The organism is Rhodococcus gannanensis (genome assembly GCF_042681175.1).
Taxonomy (GTDB): domain Bacteria; phylum Actinomycetota; class Actinomycetes; order Mycobacteriales; family Mycobacteriaceae; genus Rhodococcus_G; species Rhodococcus_G gannanensis.
Genome location: NZ_JBHUFB010000010.1, coordinates 517590 through 535289 on the forward strand (window position 1 = coordinate 517590; position 17700 = coordinate 535289).

A 17700-nucleotide genomic window follows, 5' to 3' on the forward strand; every position below is an offset into this window, starting at 1 on the left:
GCTCGAGCCCGACCCGGAGAAGAAGTCGTGGTTCTCGTCGGCATTCGGTGACAGGGCCGACAGGATCGCCGGGTTGACGTCCGTCTCGTCCTTCGGGAACAGGCCCTCGTAGCCGAGGTTCATCAGCGCCTTGTTGGCGTTGTAGCGGAGAAACTTCTTGACGTCCTCGGTGAGACCGACCTCGTCGTACAGGTCCTGGGTGTACTCGACCTCGTTGTCGTACAGCTCGAACAGCAGCTCGAACGTGTAGTTCTTGAGCTCCTCGCGCTCCTCCTGCGTGAGCTGCTCGAGGCCCTTCTGGTACTTGTAGCCGATGTAGTAGCCGTGGACGGCCTCGTCACGGATGATCAGCCGGATCAGGTCGGCGGTGTTGGTGAGCTTGGCCCGCGACGACCAGTACATGGGCAGGTAGAAGCCGGAGTAGAAGAGGAACGACTCGAGCAGCGTCGAGGCGACCTTCCGCTTGAGCGGGCTGTCGCCGTTGTAGTACTCGAGGACGATCTCCGCCTTGCGCTGCAGGTTCGGGTTCTCCTCCGACCACCGGAACGCGTCGTCGATCTCGCGGGTCGAGCACAGCGTCGAGAAGATCGACGAGTACGACTTCGCGTGCACCGACTCCATGAACGCGATGTTGGTGTACACCGCCTCCTCGTGCGGGGTGACCGCGTCCGGGATGAGCGAGACGGCGCCGACGGTGCCCTGAATCGTGTCGAGGAGCGTCAGACCGGTGAACACCCGCATGGTGAGCTGCTTCTCACCGGCGGTAAGGGTGTTCCAGGACGGGATGTCGTTGGAGACCGGCACCTTTTCCGGCAGCCAGAAGTTTCCGGTGAGGCGGTCCCACACCTCCGCGTCCTTCTCGTCGGGGACGCGGTTCCAGTTGATCGCCGACACCCGGTCGATCAGCTTGATCTTCTGGCTCACGATGCCCTCATTCCGTTCGAAAAATCGTTAGCAGACGTCACAACATGCACGAGACGCAACCCTCCACCTCAGTGCCTTCGAGGGCCATCTGCCGCAGGCGGATGTAGTACAGGGTCTTGATTCCCTTGCGCCACGCGTAGATCTGCGCCCGGTTCAGGTCACGGGTCGTCACGGTGTCCTTGAAGAACAGCGTCAGCGACAGGCCCTGGTCGACATGCTGGGTGGCCGCCGCGTAGGTGTCGATGATCTTCTCGTACCCGATCTCGTACGCGTCCTGGTAGTACTCCAGGTTGTCGTTCGTCAGGTAGGGCGCCGGGTAGTAGACGCGACCGATCTTGCCTTCCTTGCGGATCTCGATCTTCGATGCCACCGGGTGGATGGAGCTGGTGGAGTTGTTGATGTAGGAGATCGAACCGGTCGGCGGGACGGCCTGCAGGTTCTGGTTGTAGATGCCGTGTTCCTGCACCGACGCCTTGAGCTCGCGCCAGTCGTCCTGGGTGGGGATGTGGACGCCGGCCTCGGAGAACAGCTGCCGTACCCGCTCGGTCGCCGGCTCCCACACCTGGTCGGTGTACTTGTCGAAGTACTCACCCGACGCGTACTTCGACTCCGGGAACCCGGCGAAGTAGCTGCCACGCTCCTTGGCGATCTCGTTCGACGCCCGGATCGCGTGGAACACGACGGTGTAGAAGTAGATGTTCGTGAAGTCGATGCCCTCGGCCGAGCCGTACAGGACGCGTTCGCGTGCGAGATAGCCGTGCAGGTTCATCTGCCCGAGCCCGATCGCGTGGCCCTCGTCGTTGGCCTTGCGGATCGACGGAACCGAGTCGATGGACGTCTGGTCGGCGACGGCGGTCAGCGCCCGAATCGCGACCTCGATGCTCTGCGCGAAGTCCGGCGAGTCCATCGCCTTGGCGATGTTGAGTGAGCCGAGGTTGCAGGAGATGTCCTTGCCGACCTTGCTGTAGGACAGGTCGTCGTTGTACTCGGACGGCGTGGAGACCTGAAGGATCTCGGAGCACAGGTTCGAGTGGGTGACCTTGCCCGCGATCGGATTGGCGCGGTTCACGGTGTCCTCGTACATGATGTACGGGTAGCCGGACTCGAACTGCAGCTCGGCGACGGTCTGGAAGAACTCGCGCGCCTTGATCTTCGACTTGCGGATGCGCTTGTCATCGACCATCTCGTAGTACTTCTCGGTGACGTTGATGTCGGCGAACGGCTTGCCGTAGATGCGCTCGACGTCGTACGGCGAGAAGAGGTACATGTCCTCGTTCTTCTTCGCCAGTTCGAACGTGATGTCCGGGATGACGACGCCGAGGGACAGCGTCTTGATGCGGATCTTCTCGTCCGCGTTCTCCCGCTTGGTGTCGAGGAAGCGGTAGATGTCGGGGTGGTGCGCGTGCAGGTACACGGCGCCGGCACCCTGGCGGGCACCGAGCTGGTTCGCGTACGAGAACGAGTCCTCGAGCAGCTTCATGATCGGGATGACGCCGGAGCTCTGGTTCTCGATCTTCTTGATCGGCGCACCGTGCTCACGAACGTTGCTGAGCAGCAACGCAACTCCGCCACCGCGCTTGGACAGCTGCAGCGCCGAGTTGATCGCGCGGCCGATGGACTCCATGTTGTCCTCGATGCGCAGCAGGAAGCAGGAGACGGGCTCGCCGCGCTGCTTCTTGCCGGAGTTGAGGAACGTCGGGGTGGCCGGCTGGAACCGGCCGGTGATGATCTCGTCGACCAGCTTGGTGGCGAGCTCCTCGTCGCCGGCGGCGAGGGTCAACGCGACCATGCAGACGCGGTCCTCGAAGCGCTCCAGGTAGCGCTTGCCGTCGAACGTCTTGAGCGTGTACGAGGTGTAGTACTTGAACGCGCCGAGGAACGTCGGGAACCGGAACTTGTGCGCGTAGGCGTGGTCGATCAGGTCCTTGACGAAGTTGCGGGTGTACTGATCGAGAACCTCACGCTCGTAGTAGTTCTCCTTGATCAGGTAGTCCAGCTTCTCGTCGACGTTGTGGAAGAAGACGGTGTTCTGGTTGACGTGCTGAAGGAAGTACTGGTGCGCCGCCTCACGGTCCTTGTCGAACTGGATCTCGCCGTTCGGGCCGTACAGGTTCAGCATCGCGTTCAGCGCGTGGTAGTCCAGCTCTCCCGCGGACGAATCGGGTCGTGCCGTAGCGCGCTCTACACTCCCAGCCGGGGCTGTGTCTGTGATGGTCGGTGCCACTGTTCACTCTCCATGAATTGCTCGAGACCGTCACGGACGGCCACAACGTCGTCGGCGGTGCCCATGAGTTCGAAGCGGTACAGGTAGGGAACCTGACATTTCTGCGAAATCACGTTGCCGGCATAGCAATACGATTCGCCGAAGTTCGTATTACCGGCTGCGATAACCCCTCGAATGAGGGAACGGTTGTGCTTGTTGTTGAGGAATCGGATGACCTGCTTGGGCACGTAGCTCGTGTCGCGTCCGGTCACCGTCGTGCCTCCCCCGTAGGTGGGGAGGATCAGGACGTACGGTTCATCGACCTCGAACGTTCCCTCGCGATCGTGCAGCGGGATGCGCGTCGCCGGGACACCCAGCTTCTGTACGAAGCGGTGGGTGTTCTCCGACGCGCTGGAGAAGTAGACCAGCGAAGTCACTGCCGATCATCTCCGTGAAGTCTTCAGGCTGCTGCGGTCGCGAGGGACTTGATGCGATCGGGACGGAAACCCGACCAGTGATCGTCGCCGGCGACCACGACGGGCGCCTGCAGGTAACCGAGGGCCATCACGTAGTCGCGGGCCTCGGCGTCCTCGCTGATGTCGATGACGTTGTATTCGATACCGGCCTTGTCGAGCGCGCGGTAAGTCGCATTGCACTGAACGCATGCCGGCTTGGTGTAGACGGTGATGCTCATGTAAGTCCTCTTCCCCTTGGCTTACGAATCGAAGCGGTGCTTTCGAAATCCAGTGAGCGGTGTTTACTCGGCACTTCGGAACGCGGTTGCCACGACCGCGAACAGCCGGATCGTGACGCCGTGTGTGACGCCAATCTCACCTACTGAAGCAGCCCCCACGGCCCTTGTTCTCGACCGTTCCGGCACTGCCCTCTCGGTTCCTCCGACACTACACCTAGTGGCCGACAAACCCGCAACACGCGAGATGTTGTGAACGACATTCGTGAAATTCCCAGGTCGTAAGCCTTCGCGCAGGTCACCGACGTGTCGCCCTCGGCGTGTCGCAGCTCACACTTTTACGGATACTTCCAGGAAATCGCTGGGATGTGCCTGGTCGCCTAGGGTGAGGCCGTGCAACGCCCCGACGAACCCCATCATCGTGCCGACGTCGTCGACGTGATCGACCTCTCGCCCGCCCTCCGGCGTGTCCGGTTCGGCGGCCCCGGACTGACCGGGTTCACCACCAGTGGCGACGTCGACGAGCGGATCCTGATCGGGTTCGGGGACGCCGCCGGCGACGCCGAGCACCGCCGCAGTTACACGGTCCGGGCGTGGCACCCGGTCGACGGGACGGTCGACGTCGACTTCGCGGTCCACACCGGTGGGGTCGCGGCGGCCTGGGCCCGTTCCGCGTCGCCGGGCGACAGCGTCCGTCTCTCCTCCCCCAAGGGTTGGTGGAATCCGCCCGCCGGTGCCGACCGACTGCTGTTGCTCGCCGATCTGACCGGACTGCCCGCGGTGGGCCGGATCGTGGAGTCGCTGCCCGCCGGAGTGTCGGCTCGGGTGATCGTGGAGGTCCCGGGCCGCGACGACCGCCAGGTCTGGGCGACGGCCGCCGAGGTCGGCGTCACGTGGCTGATCGGCACCGGCAACGGAACCGGCTCGAGCGCCCTCCGCGACGCCCTGCCCTCGACAACGGACCTCGATCGGATCGACTACGCGTGGGCGGGGTGCGAGTCGACAACCGCGCGGGTGATCCGTACGGCGCTGCGCCGCGAGCGCGGCTGGGCTGCGAACCGCCACCACATGATGGGGTACTGGCAGGCCGACAAGGTGCGCTGGCTCGCCCGGTACGCGGAGGTGCAGGACCGGATCGAGATGCTGACCGTCCGGGAACTCGCATCCGGGAAGAGCCTCGACCAGGTCCGCGACGCGATCGACGACGTGCTCTTCGACGCCGACCTCTGAGCGCCACGCCCGGGTCACATCCGGGCGTAGCGCGCCATTGCGAAGCTGTACAGCCCGTACGCGGCGATCCCGAAACCTGCCGTGACCAGCAGAAACTGACCGAACGCGGCCTCGCCCAAGGTCTTCACCGCACCGTCGATGCCGGTCGCCTTGGACGGGTCCGACTGCACCGTGGCGACGATCACCAGGATCCCGGCGCCGACGATGACGAGCCCCTTCGCCACGTAGCCGACTACCCCGAGCGGCTCGACGAATCGCCCGCCCGAGGTCTTCAGGTCGTCGAGGAAGTTCTTCGACGCGCCCTTGTACACGTGATAGCCGCCGATCGCGATCGCGATCAGCCCCACCATGATCAGCACAGTCTTGCCGCCGGCCGACTCCATGAGTCGCGCGCTCAACCCCGCGCTCTGTTCCCCGCTTGACTTACCGCTCCCCCGCGCGAACCGGTACGCGGAGTACGCGAACGCGAAGTACACGACCGCCAAGCCGAATGCCTTCATCCGGTCGAAGAGCGACGAGTCGTCCTGTGTCGAGGGCTCGGTCGCGTGCGGTCCGATCACCGTTTCCGCGAGACGCCACAATCCCATCGCAAGGAACACGATGACCCCTGTCCAGAGCACGACCGCACCGCCCGTGGCCGAGGCCATGGCACCCAGTGCGCCCGACTGGTCGGCGGTGCCGCCGCCCCCGAACGCGAGCCGGACGATGATGTAGCCGATCAGCAGGTGCACGACCCCGCTCATGACGTGCCCGCCACGCGCCGCCCGCTCGAACCCACGGTTGCCGGTGGCCCTGTCCACCGCTCGATTGACGGGATTCTGGGACATCAGGTCCCCCTGTGGTCGGATCCGAGGCTGCCGGTCGACAGCACACCGTGGTTACCCCGGGATCGGCCCGCTCATCCCTGGCTCATACCGCGGCCAGGCGCCCGAATCCCACGACTGCGGAGTCGCCCGCCCAGTCGACGGTGTGCACCCGGATCCTCCCCATCTCGTTGCCGCCGACGGTCGTGACGGTGTCACCCTCGACGGCGACGACGACGTTCGTGTGCTGGCCGACCCAGCTGGTGTTGTCATAGAGCACGACGTCACCGACGACGGGCACGTACCCATGTCCCGCGACTTCGAACCGTCCGACCGATTCGTAGTACTCCTGCAGGGTGTAGACGCCGGGAATGCGCCAGTGTCCGGAGTTGGGGTTCGACAACGGCATGCCCGCCTCCCGCATGATCCAGCTGACGAAGTTCGCGCACCACGGCTGCTCGACTCCCTCCGAGTAGAAGGTGCCGGGGCGCTGCTCGGAGTGCTCGGCCTCGAGCAGGTCCACCACCCGGACCTGTTCGGCGGTGAGGGACGTTCGGTCGACGTCCGGGAAGCGTGCGGTGTCCCAGGGCAGGTACCGGTCGGGCACCGTCCACAGCACCGCCGCCCCGGCGAGCACGACCACCGCGGTCGCCACGGTCACCCAGGCGAGTACACGGGAGCGGGAACGTGTCGGTGTCGTCATGCGCCCAATCTAGCGACGCACGAGGGGCTCCTCCCGAATCATCGGGAGGAGCCCCTCGTGTGGAGTGCGGTCGCGTCAGCGCCGGGCGTGCCGGGCCGACCCGGCCTTCTCCTCGAGTTCGTCGACCTCGGAGATCATCTCGCTGTCCGCGCCGCCGACCGACAGGACGTCGGCGGCGGCCTGGGCCGCACGCTCGGCGGCGAGCTGTTCCATTCCGCTGTGCGTCTTGAGCGCGACCTCCTTGATGAAGGCGATTGCGACGAGGCTCAGGAGCGCAAGGATGCCCGCGATCAGAAACACCCGCGCCGTGGCGTCGCCATACGCACCACGCACGATGTCGCCGATCTGCTCGGGCAGTTCGTTCAGATTCGACAGGCCGGCGCCGGAGCCGGCCGCCTTGCTCATGTCGACACCGGCGTCGGTGAGACCCTTCACGGTGAGGTCCGAGACGTGGCTGGACAGCACGGCACCGAGGACGGACACACCCGCCGCACCGCCGAGCGAGCGGAAGAACGCGACGGTCGCGCTGGCGGACCCGAGGTCGGTCGGGGCGACGTTGTTCTGCACCGGCAGCACGAGGTTCTGCATGGTCATGCCCATGCCGACGCCCAGGACGAACAGGTACAGGCCGATCAGAGCCATGTTGGTCGCGTGGTCGGTGGTCCCGAGCAGCAGGAACCCGGCCGCCATGCCGATTCCACCGGCGACCAGGTAGCGCTTCCACTTGCCGTACTTGGTGATGAGCGAACCCGACACCGTCGCCGACAGCATCGATCCGACCACCATCGGCAGGGTCAGCAGGCCGGCCGCGGTCGGCGAGTAGCCGCGCGCGATCTGGAAGTACTGCCCCAGGAACACTGCGCCACCGAACATTGCTACGCCGACGGCGATGCTGGCGAGGGTGGCCAGCGTCATGGTGCGGTCCCGGAACAGTCGCAGCGGGACGACCGGGTCCTTGGCCTTGGTCTCGACGAAGACGGCGAGTCCGAGCAGCACCACACCGAGCGCGACGAGGAGGTACGACGTGCCCGACGCCCACGCGAAGTTCTTGCCCGCGAGGGTGACCCAGATCAGCAGGACGCTGACGCCGGCGGCGATGAGGGTGGCGCCTGCATAGTCGATCTTCACGTCGTCGCGCTTGACGACGGGCAGGTTGAGGGTGCGTCCGATGACGACGAGGGCGATCACCGCCAGCGGGGCGCCGACGAAGAAGCACCAGCGCCATCCGAGCCAGCTGGTGTCGACGATGACGCCGCCGAGCAGCGGACCCGCGACGGTCGCGACAGCCATCACCGCAGCCATCGGGCCCTGGTAGCGGCCGCGCTCACGCGGGCTGAACATCGCGGCGATCACGATGATGCCGAGTGCCTGCAGGCCACCGAGTCCGAGGCCCTGGACAACGCGGAACCCGATCAGCCAGGGAACGCTGGTGGAGAGTCCGGCGAGGACCGAGCCGAGGGTGAAGAGCACCAGCGACAGCTGTACGAGCAGCTTCTTGCTGACGAGGTCGGCGAACTTGCCCCAGATGGGGGTCGTCGCGGTCGAGGCGAGCAGGGTCGCAGTGACGATCCAGGTGTACTGGTCCTGCGTGCCGTGGAGTTCGGTGATGATCGTCGGCAGCGCGTTCGAGACGATCGTCGACGACAGGAACGCGACGAACATCCCGAGCAGGATGCCGACGAGCGCCTCGATGCGTTGCTTGTGCGTCATCGAGCCGAGCGAGGGGTCCTCGGCTGGCGGACTGTCCGTGGACGACGAACTCATGGTCACTCCTTCGAGATCAGAAAATATGGCACCCACGGTGGGGGCGAGTAGTCCCGCGGGTGCGGAAATGTGCAGAACGTGGCCGCGGGCGGCACACGGAGAAGAGGGCGTCAGTGCGCGTGAGAGACGGGATCCGTCGAGGTGGCATCGCGCAACCGTCCGAGCCGGTCGGTCAGGTCGCGCACCTCCTCGTCGGTCCAGTCCGACATCATCGACAGCGCCCAGTCGAGCTGGGCCTCCCGATGAACACGGAGCGCTTCGACGCCGGCGTCGGTCAGCGACAGGAGCGTGGCGCGCCCGTCACGGGGATCCGGCGTGCGCGCCACGTAGCCGAGCGACTCGGCCTGCGCGATCTGCCTGCTCAGCGCCGACTGTGTGACCCGCAGGTCTTCCGCCACCGCACTCGGGCGGTGACCCTCGGTGCACGAGACGTGGGACAGCAGCGCACCGAGCGGCGGCGCCAGCATCCCGAGGTGTGCACTGCGCGCCGCCTTGGCGCGAGCGTGCCGAACGAGTCCGCGCAGCGTGTCGATCAGATTCGACGCGGTTTCGGCACTGACCATGTCACCCTCCATTAGTTGATAGATGCAACCATAGACTTAATTGATTGCACCTAGCAACTAAGTTTCCTGTGAGGAGCCTCTCAGCCCGCAGCCTCGCCAAGGCGACGCAGCAACTCGGCGAGCGACCGCAGGTCGCCGGAGTCCCACTGCTCCAGGTTCCGACGCCACCGCGCGACCCGCTCGTCCCGCTGGGTGGACACCCGCGCGCGGCCGTCGTCGGTCAGTTCCACGAGTTTTGCCCGCGCATCGGCTGGGTCCCGGCGGCGCCGCACGAGACCGAGCCGCATCACGGCATCGATCTGCCGGGTGAGCGTCGACTTCTCCACTCCGAGGTCCTGGACGAGGGTCGACATCGGCACGGCCTCGATCGACCGGGCGAGCAGAATGAGGAGCGGATAGCACGCCGGGTCGAGCTTGGGGTCGATCGCGTGCGCGGACTCCCGGGTGCTGATGCTCCCGCGGCGCCACATGTCGACCAACTCGGCCTCGAGTTCGGCTATCGGATCCTCGTCCACTCGGACGATCCAACCAGGCAGGAGCCGCTGGAACACGCGCCGCCCCGAATTGCACCCCACCCTCGCCATGTCGAAATTCGTCGTTGACGCAACTCGTTCCCAAACTTATTGTAGTAATCACTCCAAAAGTTGATCGATCGAATGCGAGCCTCTACGTGAGCGAGAAGCCCGTCTACGACGTCGCGATCGTGGGCTACGGCCCCACCGGCGTCACCGCAGCCAACCTTCTCGGCCAATACGGATTGAAAGTTCTTGTCGTCGAGCGTGATCCAGACATCTACACACGCGCGAGGGCGATCTCCACCGACGAGGAGGTGCTCCGGATCTGGCAGCGGGTCGGCCTCGCCGACCGCCTCGGCGACGACATGCTCGAAGGGGGCCACGTCGCCTTCGTCGACGCCGCCGGCCGCCCGTTCACCGAGGTCCGGCCCGCCCCGCACGGCTGCGGGCACCCACCGCAGCAGTTCGTCTACCAGCCCGCGATGGAGCAGACATTGCGCGACGGTGTCACCCGCTTCCCCGCCGTCGACGTACGACTCGGCCACGAGTGCCTGCGTTTGCTGCAGGATCAGGACGGCGTCACCCTGATGCTCGCCGACCTCGAGACCGACTCATTCGTGCGCGAACGGGCCCGATACGTCATCGCGGCCGACGGTGGATCGAGCCCCACCCGAGCGCAACTCGGCATCGGATACGAGGGCCGGACGTACGGCCAACGGTGGGTGGTGATCGACACCGAGGTCCACGAGAACTGGCCGGGCCACGACCGACTGCGGTTCCACTGCAACCCGGCCCGCCCGACCGTCGACTGCCCGACCCCGCTCGGGCATCACCGCTGGGAGTTCCCGATTCGCGACGGCGAAGACGAGAAGGACCTGTCGAGCGCGACCTCGATCTGGCGAATTCTTGCCGGGCAGGGCATCACCGAACGGAACGTGTCGATCCTGCGTTCGGTTGTGTACAGCCATCACGTGCGGTTCGCGGACCGGTGGCGGGTCGGGCGGGTCTTCCTCGCCGGCGATGCCGCGCACGCCATGCCGCCGTGGATCGGCCAGGGCATGTCGGCGGGTGTGCGGGACGCGGCCAACCTGTGCTGGAAACTCGAAGCGGTACTGCGGGGTTCGCTGCCCGAGTCCGTACTGGACACCTACCAGACCGAGCGCATGCCACACGTTCGCGAGGTGACGAAGCGGGCCGTGAACGTGGGCCGCATCATCGTCGAACGGCGGCCCTGGCTCGCAGCCCTCCGGAATCACGCGTTCCGGGCACTGTCGAGAAATTCCCGACTGACCGACCTCCTGATCGACCGGATGTGGATCCCGCAGGCGCACTATCCGAAGGGCTTCCGGGCGGATTCGACGATTTCGGCGGTCGGCAGGCAGATCCCCCAGCCATGGGTGAACACAGTGGATGCAGCGGATCGGCAGCGCTTCGACGACGTCCTAGACGGGAACTGGGCCGTCGTGCACCTCGGCACACCCACCGCGCTGCCGCGGTGGGACGGCGCCGGTGTCCGCCGCGTCGAGGTCAGCGACGCACGGATCACCGACCGCGACACCGTCGTCGACACCGGATCGGTTCTGACCTCGTGGATGCGCGAACACGACGTCGATGTCCTCGCGCTCCGCCCGGACGGATTCGTGTACGCCGCGGGCACCGGCGGCCGGCTACCCCCGCCACCGCCCGGCCTCACCGTCCACCCCGCACAGACCGCGATCGGAGAATCAGCATGACCACCGCGAACCTTGTCGAGCGCACCGTCACCACCGTGGACGGAAAGTCGATCCACTACGCCGAGACCGGCTCCGGCCCCGCCCTTCTCCTGCTGCACGGCGGCGGTCCGGGCGCGTCCGGCGTACCGAACTACGTGCGCAACATCGACGCGCTCGCCGAGGATTTCCGGGTGATCGTGCCGGACCTGCCCGGGTACGGCGGCTCCTACAAGGGCATCGACCGGTCCGACCCGTTCGGCGCCCTGGCGGACGGTATCCGGGGTCTCGTGGACGTGCTGGGCGTCGACTCCGCCGACTTCGTCGGCAACTCGTACGGCGGTGCGTGTGCGCTGCGGCTCGCACTCGACAGCCCGGACCGGGTACGACGCATGGTCCTCATGGGCCCCGGCGGCATCGGAACCACCCGCGGCATCCCGACTCCCGGACTGCAGTCCCTGCTCGGCTACTACGGCGGAGACGGGCCCTCCAGAGAGAAGCTGGCCCGCTTCATCCGCGAGTACCTCGTCCACGACGACCACCTGCTGCCCGACGAGGTGATCGATGCCCGCTACCGGGCCAGCATCGACCCCGAGGTGATCGCGAACCCGCCGCTGCGCCGGCCGTCGGGGCCGACGGCGCTGCGCACGCTGTGGCGCATGGACTTCACCCGCGACTCCCGACTGCGCGAGCTGCGGACGCCGACCCTGGTCATCTGGGGAGCCGAGGACAAGGTCAACAAGCCGAGCGGCGGTCCCACCCTGGCGAACACCATGCCGAACTGCGACCTGCTGGTGGTCGCCAACACCGGCCACTGGGTGCAGTGGGAGCGCGCCGCCCTCTTCAACGCCGTCACCCGCGACTTCCTCATCGAGGAACGACCGTGACCGACTCTCCCGAATCCGTGTTCGGCCGCGTCCACCTCGGCTACGTCGTCATCGAGACCGAGAAGTTCTCGGACTGGCGACGATTCGGCGCCGACGCCATCGGCATGCACGTCGACGGCCTCGACACGCGCACCATGCGGTTCCGCATGGACGATCACGAATGCCGGTTCCTGCTGCGCCGCGGACCGGCCGAGGACGTGACCGCCCTCGGCTGGCAGATCGACGACCACGAGTCCTTCGACCGGATCGTCGCTCGGATCACCGCGGCCGGCGTGCCGATCCGCGAAGGCAGCGAGGAGGACAGCGCCCTACGCGGCGTCGAACGGCTGCTCCGGTTCCCCGGCCCCAAAGGCATTGCGCAAGAGATCTTCACGACCGCGCGGATCCGGGCCGCACCCCTGCGGGCGAACTCCCGGTTCGTGACGGGCGAGTCCGGGCTGGGCCACGTCGCGATCACCTCGAAGCGTCCGACACACATGCGCGCCTACTTCACCACGGTGTTCGACGCCCGCCTGTCGGACTACATCGACGAGACCGTCAACGGCGCCAAGCTCAAGGCCCGGTTCCTCCGGGTGAACGAACGGCATCACTCCGTCGCGATCGCCGCGCTGCGGGGGCTGCCGATCGACCCGATCCGCACCCGGGTGCAGCACGTCAACGTGCAGGTCGCCACCCTCGACGACATGGTCGCCGCGTACCAACGCGTCACCCGGCTCGGATTCCCGATGATGTGGGAGGTCGGGCAGCACACCAACGACCGCGAGCTGTCCTTCTACGCCGGAACCCCGTCCGGATTCGAGTGGGAGGTCGGCTGGAATCCGATCGTCGTCGACGAATCCACATGGGAACCGTCCACGCATGCGGGTTTCAGCGTATGGGGCCACCAGAGGGAGGGCGAGACGATCGCCCACAAGTTCGCACAGTTCCGGCGCGGCCTCGGGTCGCTCGGATCCCGGGAGGAGACGGTACCGGCGCTGTCCGGCAGCGGAATCCCCGACCACGGCCCGCTGGGCTGAGCCTCCGCCAGTCGGTCGTCACCCTACGAAATCAGAAGGATTCGGACAGTGGATGCATCCATCATCGTCGCGGGCGCCGGTCCCGTCGGCACCTGCCTCGCGATCGACGCCGCCCTGCGGGGCGTCGACGTCATCGTGATCGAGCCCCGGCACGCGGATGCGCCGCCGGACGCGAAGTGCAACACCATCGCCGCACGCACCATGGAGACGTTCCGCCGATTCGGCATCGCGGACCAGGTGCGGGCCGCCGGGCTCCCCAACGATTACCCCACCGACACCGTCTACGCGACGAGTTTCGCGGGGCCCGAACTGACCCGCATCGTCATGCCGTCCCGCGCGGAGCGCAGCCGGTCCGGCTTCCACGACAGCGAGTGGCCGACGCCTGAGCCGATGGTGCGGGAGAGTCAGCTGTGGCTCGAACCCATCCTGCGGACGAAGCTGACCTCGCTTCCCAACGTGCGATTCATGCCGCGGACCGAACTCGTCGCGTTCGATCAGGACGACGACGGGGTCACGGTGCACTGCCGCGGGCTCGGCGACGACGCCGTCTTCGATCTGCGTGGCGCGTACCTCGTCGGCTGCGACGGCGGGTCGAGCCGGGTCCGCAAGGCGATGGGCGCGAAACTCCGCGGCGACGCCGAGATCGGGCGCACCCGCACCAGTCTGATCCGGTCGAAGGACGTCAAGGGGCTGTTCGGCGACCGCAGACCCGCGTGGATGACCTGGGTGGTCAACGACCGGGTGCGGGGCAACGTCGTCGCGATCGACGGCGAGGACCTGTGGCTGGTCCACCGGGCACTCCCGACCGGCGAGAAGGACTTCGACGCGCTCGACACCGACCGGTCCATCAGGGACGTCCTCGGCGTCGGCCCCGAATTCCCGTTCGAGGTCGTCCGTCACGAGGACTGGGTCGGCCGCCGGCTCGTCGCGGAGCGGTTCCGTAGCGGGAGGGTGTTCGTCGCCGGCGACGCCGCACACCTCTGGGTGCCGTTCGCCGGCTACGGCATGAACGCGGGAATCGCCGACGCGATGAACCTGTCCTGGCTGCTGAGCGCGGTCGTCAACGGTTGGGCGGACCCCGCGATCGTCGACGCCTACGAGGCCGAGCGGCTGCCGATCACCGATCAGGTCTCCCGGTTCGCGATGGCCAAGCTCGAGGAGAACGCCAAGGCGATGTCCGAGCGGTCGGCACCGAAGGTCCTGAGCGCGCCCCATCTCGTCGGGCGAGCGCTGCGGAAGCGACTCGGCCGGAAGCTGTTCGACATCAACCTCTCGCAGATGTCGCCCGAGGGCCTGAACTTCGGCTACTACTACGCCGACTCGCCCATCATCGTCGGCGACGGCGAAACCGCCCCCGCCTACGACATGGGCAGCCACATCCCGTCGACCGTTCCCGGGTGCCGGTTGCCGCATTTCCTGATCGGCGGGCAGAGCGTTCTCGATCACCTGGGCGCCGACTACACCCTCATCCGCTTCGACGACTCGATCGACGTCACGGCGCTCGAGGACCTCGGACTCCCGGTGAAGGTCGTCGACGCGGACACGCCCGGTCACCCTGCGTTCCGGCACAAGCTGATAGTCGTGCGTGCCGACACGCACGTGGTCTGGCGCGGCGACGCACTCCCCGAGGACCCCGGCATGATGGTGGATCGGCTGCGCGGGGTGCCGGTTTCGTGATCACCGGCTCCGGCCGCGGTGTGCCGTCCCGCGGCCGGGGCCCGCTGACACCTCAGGCCGTCAGCGCCGCGTGCACCGCCGTCATCGCGGTGGGAAGGTTCGCCAGAATCTCTTCTGCCGCTATCCCTTCGGATTTCCGCGCGAGAATCGTCCCGTCGATCGTGCTGAGCGCGAACCGCGACAGTGTCAACGCGACAGGCCCGTTCTCGTCGACACCGAACGACACCGCGGCCGCCCGGCACAGCAGTTGCAGCGCGGTCGCCCGAACCCGCTGCACAACCTCCAGCGCCTGTTCCGCCGACGCCACCGGCGGCTGCACCGTCATCACCGTGAGCAGACGGAGGAAGTCCGGCTGCCGGTCCAGTTCCGTGGTCAACGCCCCGAGCAGAAAGCGCAGCCGCGCCTCCTGCCCGTCGGGCAGGTCCGTCATGTTGGGCAGGTCCGTCATGACGGGCATGGTCGCGAAGAACCGGCGCGCGCCCCGCTCCATCACGCCCAGCAACACGCCGTCCTTCGAGCCGAAGTAGTGGTATATCGAGCTGAGCGGAATGGACGCCTCGGCAACGATCTGTGCGACGGACACACCCTCGTAACCGTATTCCGCCATCAGCCGCTCCGCGGTGTCGAGGACCAACTCGCGTGAACGCGCTCCGCGCTTGTTCGGCTTGACGGATCGGCGCTCGGTCATGAGACGAGGATATCCGCCTCCTGCGCGCGAGTTCCGGTCGACGCGATCACGGTGAGCACCAACGCTAGTCCCGCGACACCGGCCCCCACGGCGAACGCGATCACGAATGCCGTCTCCCGCGGAACTGCGGTGCCCGACACGGTGAGGATCGTCAGCAGTGTCGAGATCAACGCACTCGACAGCGAACTGCCGATCGTGCGGGCAATCGAGTTGACGCTGTTCGCGATGCCGGTCTCGGCCTGGTCGACCTCCGCCACGATCATCGCAGGCAGTGCCGCGTAGGCGAGGCTGATGAACACCTGCACCGCCGTCATCGCGACGATCACCGGCGCGACCGCGTCATGAGACAGGGCAGCGAGAACGAATCCGGCGATGCCGAGCAGGCAGGCGCCGATCAGCACGCCACGGGGGCCGAACCGGTTCAGCAACCGTCCGCTGCACACCGACGCGACGACCCCGACCACCGCACCGGGCAACAGATACACGGCTCCGGTCTCGAGGACCGTCGCGTCGAACCCGTAGCCCGCGACGGCGCGCGGCGCCTGAACGAGATAGGCACAGGCCAGGAATCCCACGAACAGGGCGGCTCCGACCAGCAGCGCGGTGAGGTTCGCGACGAGCACCGGTCGACGGGTCGGCATCTGCGGCGGTACCAGCGGATGGGCGGTGCGGCGTTCGAACGCGAACCATCCGGCGAGGACGACGACACCGCCGGCCGCGCACCCGATCGTCCCCGGCGAGCCCCAACCCCAGTGCGCGCCCTCCGACAGTGCGAGCAGAACGAGGACGAGCCCCAGTGCCAGCAGTGCGGCACCGATCCAGTCCAGCGGACCGGACGCGACACTCGGCCGAACGGGAATCGATGCCATGGCCGCGACCAGGACGACCAGCCCGACAACCGCCGTGAACCAGAACACCCGACGGTAGTCGGTGTCGTCGTGCACGAGCAGTCCGGTCACCACCATGCCGACCCCACCGCCGACCCCGAGCATGCCGGAAAGCAGGCCCATCGCGCCGACCAGTCGCTCGGCCGGGAGCTCGTCCCGGAGGATCGCGATACCGATCGGGAACAGCGCGAACGACGCGCCCTGCAGTACCCGGCCCAGGATCAGCAGAGGCAGGGCGTGGGTGAGCGCGGCGAGGAGTGAGCCGCACAGCACGACGACGAGAATTCCGATCAGGACCGGACGTTTGCCGCGCAGGTCGGCGAGCCTGCCGAGGATCGGCGTCGACACCGCGGCGGCGAGCAGATTCGCGGTCAGTACCCAGCCGACGGCGGTGGTTCCGACGTCGAGTTGATCCCCGATTCGGCCGATCACCGGCACGACCATGGTCTGCATCATGGCAACGGTCATCACCGTCAGGCTCAACACGGGCAGCATCAGCCACGGCGCCGCGGTGGAATTGCTCGTGCCCGTACGTGCAGGTGCGACGGCGGTCATCGTCCGGCCTCTGTCCGCGCGAATCGAAGCAGACCCTCTTGGGCCGCGATCGCCACGAGCCTGCCGTCGGTGTCGAACAGTCGCCCCGTCACCAGTGCCCTGCCGGATTCCGAGGACGGCGACTCCTGGTCGTGCAGGAGCCACTCGTCCGCGCGGAAGTCGCGGACGAACCAGAGCGTGTGGTCGAGGGAGGCACCCTGCAGGTTCCGGTGCGGATGCGGGAGCAGCGCGCTGTCGAGGAGGTCCATGTCGGTGAGGTACGTCAGGGCGCAGGCGTGCACGACGGGGGCGTCGGACAGCCGTTCCCGGTGCCGGATCCACAGCCGCTGCCGCGTCGGATCGCCGTCCGCGGCGCGGGGTACCCAGCGGCGGTCCCAACCCGCCCACTCCGCGAGTCCGACGGGGTCGTTCCCGCCGACCAGTTCCTCAGGTCCGGGCACGTCGGGCATCGCAGCCTGGTGGGAGAATCCGTCGTCACCGCGGTGGAAAGAGGCCATCATCGTGAAAATGGCTTCACCGCCCTGGGTTCCGGTGACGCGGCGGGTGCCGAAACTTCCGCCGTCCCGAATCCGGTCGACGGTGAAGTCGGTCGGATCGAGGACCCGACCGGGGCGCAGGAAGTAGGCGTGCACGGAATGCACCTGCAATGCCGCGTCGACCGTGCGTGCCGCTGCCATCAACGCCTGACCCGCGACCTGACCACCGAAGGTCCTGGGTAGCTCACTCGGAATCGGGCGGGAGCGGAACGTGTCCGGTGCCCTTTCCTCCAGGTCGAGGATCTCGTCGAGATGTGCCACCGCTTCCTGCCTTTCACTGCGCGTCGGCTGGTGGATCCCCGCCGGACGCCGTCGCGGGGGTGAGGTCGGTTCACCGACCCACTCCCGC

17 protein-coding genes are annotated in these 17700 nt (G+C 67.0%); 5 read left to right on the forward strand and 12 right to left on the reverse strand.

All coding sequences use genetic code 11. The features are described from left to right. From nrdF to ACFSJG_RS13475, 4 genes are all read right to left on the reverse strand, one after another. Window positions 1-912 (reverse strand): class 1b ribonucleoside-diphosphate reductase subunit beta (nrdF, locus tag ACFSJG_RS13460; protein WP_378485979.1); only part of this gene is annotated, 912 nt, incomplete at its 3' end. Between the two features lie 49 nt (window positions 913-961). After that, window positions 962-3148 (reverse strand): class 1b ribonucleoside-diphosphate reductase subunit alpha, encoded by a 2187-nt coding sequence (nrdE, locus tag ACFSJG_RS13465; RefSeq protein ID WP_378485709.1) that lies wholly within the window; start codon window positions 3146-3148, stop codon window positions 962-964. Further along, on the reverse strand, window positions 3106-3564 hold the full coding sequence (gene nrdI, locus ACFSJG_RS13470) for a class Ib ribonucleoside-diphosphate reductase assembly flavoprotein NrdI (protein WP_378485710.1): 459 nt from the start codon (window positions 3562-3564) through the stop codon (window positions 3106-3108). Before nrdI ends, nrdE begins: the two co-directional genes overlap by 43 nt. Window positions 3565-3587: 23 nt before the next feature. Beyond that, entirely contained in the window at window positions 3588-3821 is a 234-nt protein-coding gene (locus ACFSJG_RS13475; RefSeq protein WP_007530955.1) for a redoxin NrdH, read from the reverse strand. Between the two features lie 390 nt (window positions 3822-4211). On the opposite strand from ACFSJG_RS13475, the gene ACFSJG_RS13480 reads away from it, so the two are divergent. After that, window positions 4212-5048, forward strand: a complete 837-nt coding sequence (locus ACFSJG_RS13480) for a siderophore-interacting protein (protein WP_378485711.1) — start codon at window positions 4212-4214, stop codon at window positions 5046-5048. Between the two features lie 14 nt (window positions 5049-5062). On the opposite strand, the gene ACFSJG_RS13485 is transcribed toward ACFSJG_RS13480, so the two are convergent. The 5 genes from ACFSJG_RS13485 to ACFSJG_RS13505 all read right to left on the reverse strand — a co-directional run bounded on the left by ACFSJG_RS13485 (window position 5063) and on the right by ACFSJG_RS13505 (window position 9396). After that, window positions 5063-5875 (reverse strand): DUF1206 domain-containing protein, encoded by an 813-nt coding sequence (locus ACFSJG_RS13485; protein ID WP_378485712.1) that lies wholly within the window; start codon window positions 5873-5875, stop codon window positions 5063-5065. An 82-nt stretch (window positions 5876-5957) separates the two neighbouring features. Further along, window positions 5958-6554, reverse strand: a complete 597-nt coding sequence (locus ACFSJG_RS13490) for a CHAP domain-containing protein (RefSeq protein ID WP_378485713.1) — start codon at window positions 6552-6554, stop codon at window positions 5958-5960. 75 nt (window positions 6555-6629) lie between these two features. Next, window positions 6630-8264, reverse strand: a complete 1635-nt coding sequence (locus tag ACFSJG_RS13495) for an MFS transporter (RefSeq protein ID WP_465270023.1) — start codon at window positions 8262-8264, stop codon at window positions 6630-6632. A 164-nt stretch (window positions 8265-8428) separates the two neighbouring features. After that, window positions 8429-8881, reverse strand: a complete 453-nt coding sequence (locus ACFSJG_RS13500) for a MarR family winged helix-turn-helix transcriptional regulator (RefSeq protein ID WP_378485715.1) — start codon at window positions 8879-8881, stop codon at window positions 8429-8431. Between the two features lie 80 nt (window positions 8882-8961). Continuing rightward, a complete protein-coding gene (locus ACFSJG_RS13505) occupies window positions 8962-9396 on the reverse strand; it encodes a MarR family winged helix-turn-helix transcriptional regulator (RefSeq protein ID WP_378485716.1) in 435 nt (144 codons plus the stop codon). A gap of 155 nt (window positions 9397-9551) precedes the next feature. Here ACFSJG_RS13505 and mhpA point away from each other — a divergent pair, with 155 nt between their 5' ends. From mhpA to ACFSJG_RS13525, 4 genes are read left to right on the forward strand one after another with little or no spacing between them, the layout of a single operon-like run. Beyond that, window positions 9552-11129 (forward strand): bifunctional 3-(3-hydroxy-phenyl)propionate/3-hydroxycinnamic acid hydroxylase MhpA, encoded by a 1578-nt coding sequence (gene mhpA, locus ACFSJG_RS13510; protein WP_378485717.1) that lies wholly within the window; start codon window positions 9552-9554, stop codon window positions 11127-11129. Then, on the forward strand, window positions 11126-11992 hold the full coding sequence (locus tag ACFSJG_RS13515; protein WP_378485718.1) for an alpha/beta fold hydrolase: 867 nt from the start codon (window positions 11126-11128) through the stop codon (window positions 11990-11992). Before mhpA ends, ACFSJG_RS13515 begins: the two co-directional genes overlap by 4 nt. Continuing rightward, entirely contained in the window at window positions 11989-13008 is a 1020-nt protein-coding gene (locus ACFSJG_RS13520) for a VOC family protein (RefSeq protein WP_378485719.1), read from the forward strand. The genes ACFSJG_RS13515 and ACFSJG_RS13520 overlap by 4 nt, the downstream gene beginning before the upstream one ends. Window positions 13009-13056: 48 nt before the next feature. Beyond that, window positions 13057-14685 (forward strand): FAD-dependent monooxygenase, encoded by a 1629-nt coding sequence (locus ACFSJG_RS13525; RefSeq protein ID WP_378485720.1) that lies wholly within the window; start codon window positions 13057-13059, stop codon window positions 14683-14685. A gap of 52 nt (window positions 14686-14737) precedes the next feature. Here ACFSJG_RS13525 and ACFSJG_RS13530 read toward each other — a convergent pair whose 3' ends face one another. From ACFSJG_RS13530 to ACFSJG_RS13540, 3 genes are read right to left on the reverse strand one after another with little or no spacing between them, the layout of a single operon-like run. Then, window positions 14738-15373 carry a TetR/AcrR family transcriptional regulator gene (locus ACFSJG_RS13530; RefSeq protein WP_378485721.1) on the reverse strand — a complete coding sequence of 212 codons (636 nt, stop codon included), beginning with the start codon at window positions 15371-15373 and terminating at the stop codon, window positions 14738-14740. Then, on the reverse strand, window positions 15370-16815 hold the full coding sequence (locus ACFSJG_RS13535; protein ID WP_378485722.1) for an MFS transporter: 1446 nt from the start codon (window positions 16813-16815) through the stop codon (window positions 15370-15372). Before ACFSJG_RS13535 ends, ACFSJG_RS13530 begins: the two co-directional genes overlap by 4 nt. Next, window positions 16812-17612, reverse strand: a complete 801-nt coding sequence (locus ACFSJG_RS13540; protein ID WP_378485980.1) for an acyl-CoA thioesterase — start codon at window positions 17610-17612, stop codon at window positions 16812-16814. The genes ACFSJG_RS13535 and ACFSJG_RS13540 overlap by 4 nt, the downstream gene beginning before the upstream one ends. Window positions 17613-17700 lie beyond the last annotated feature (88 nt).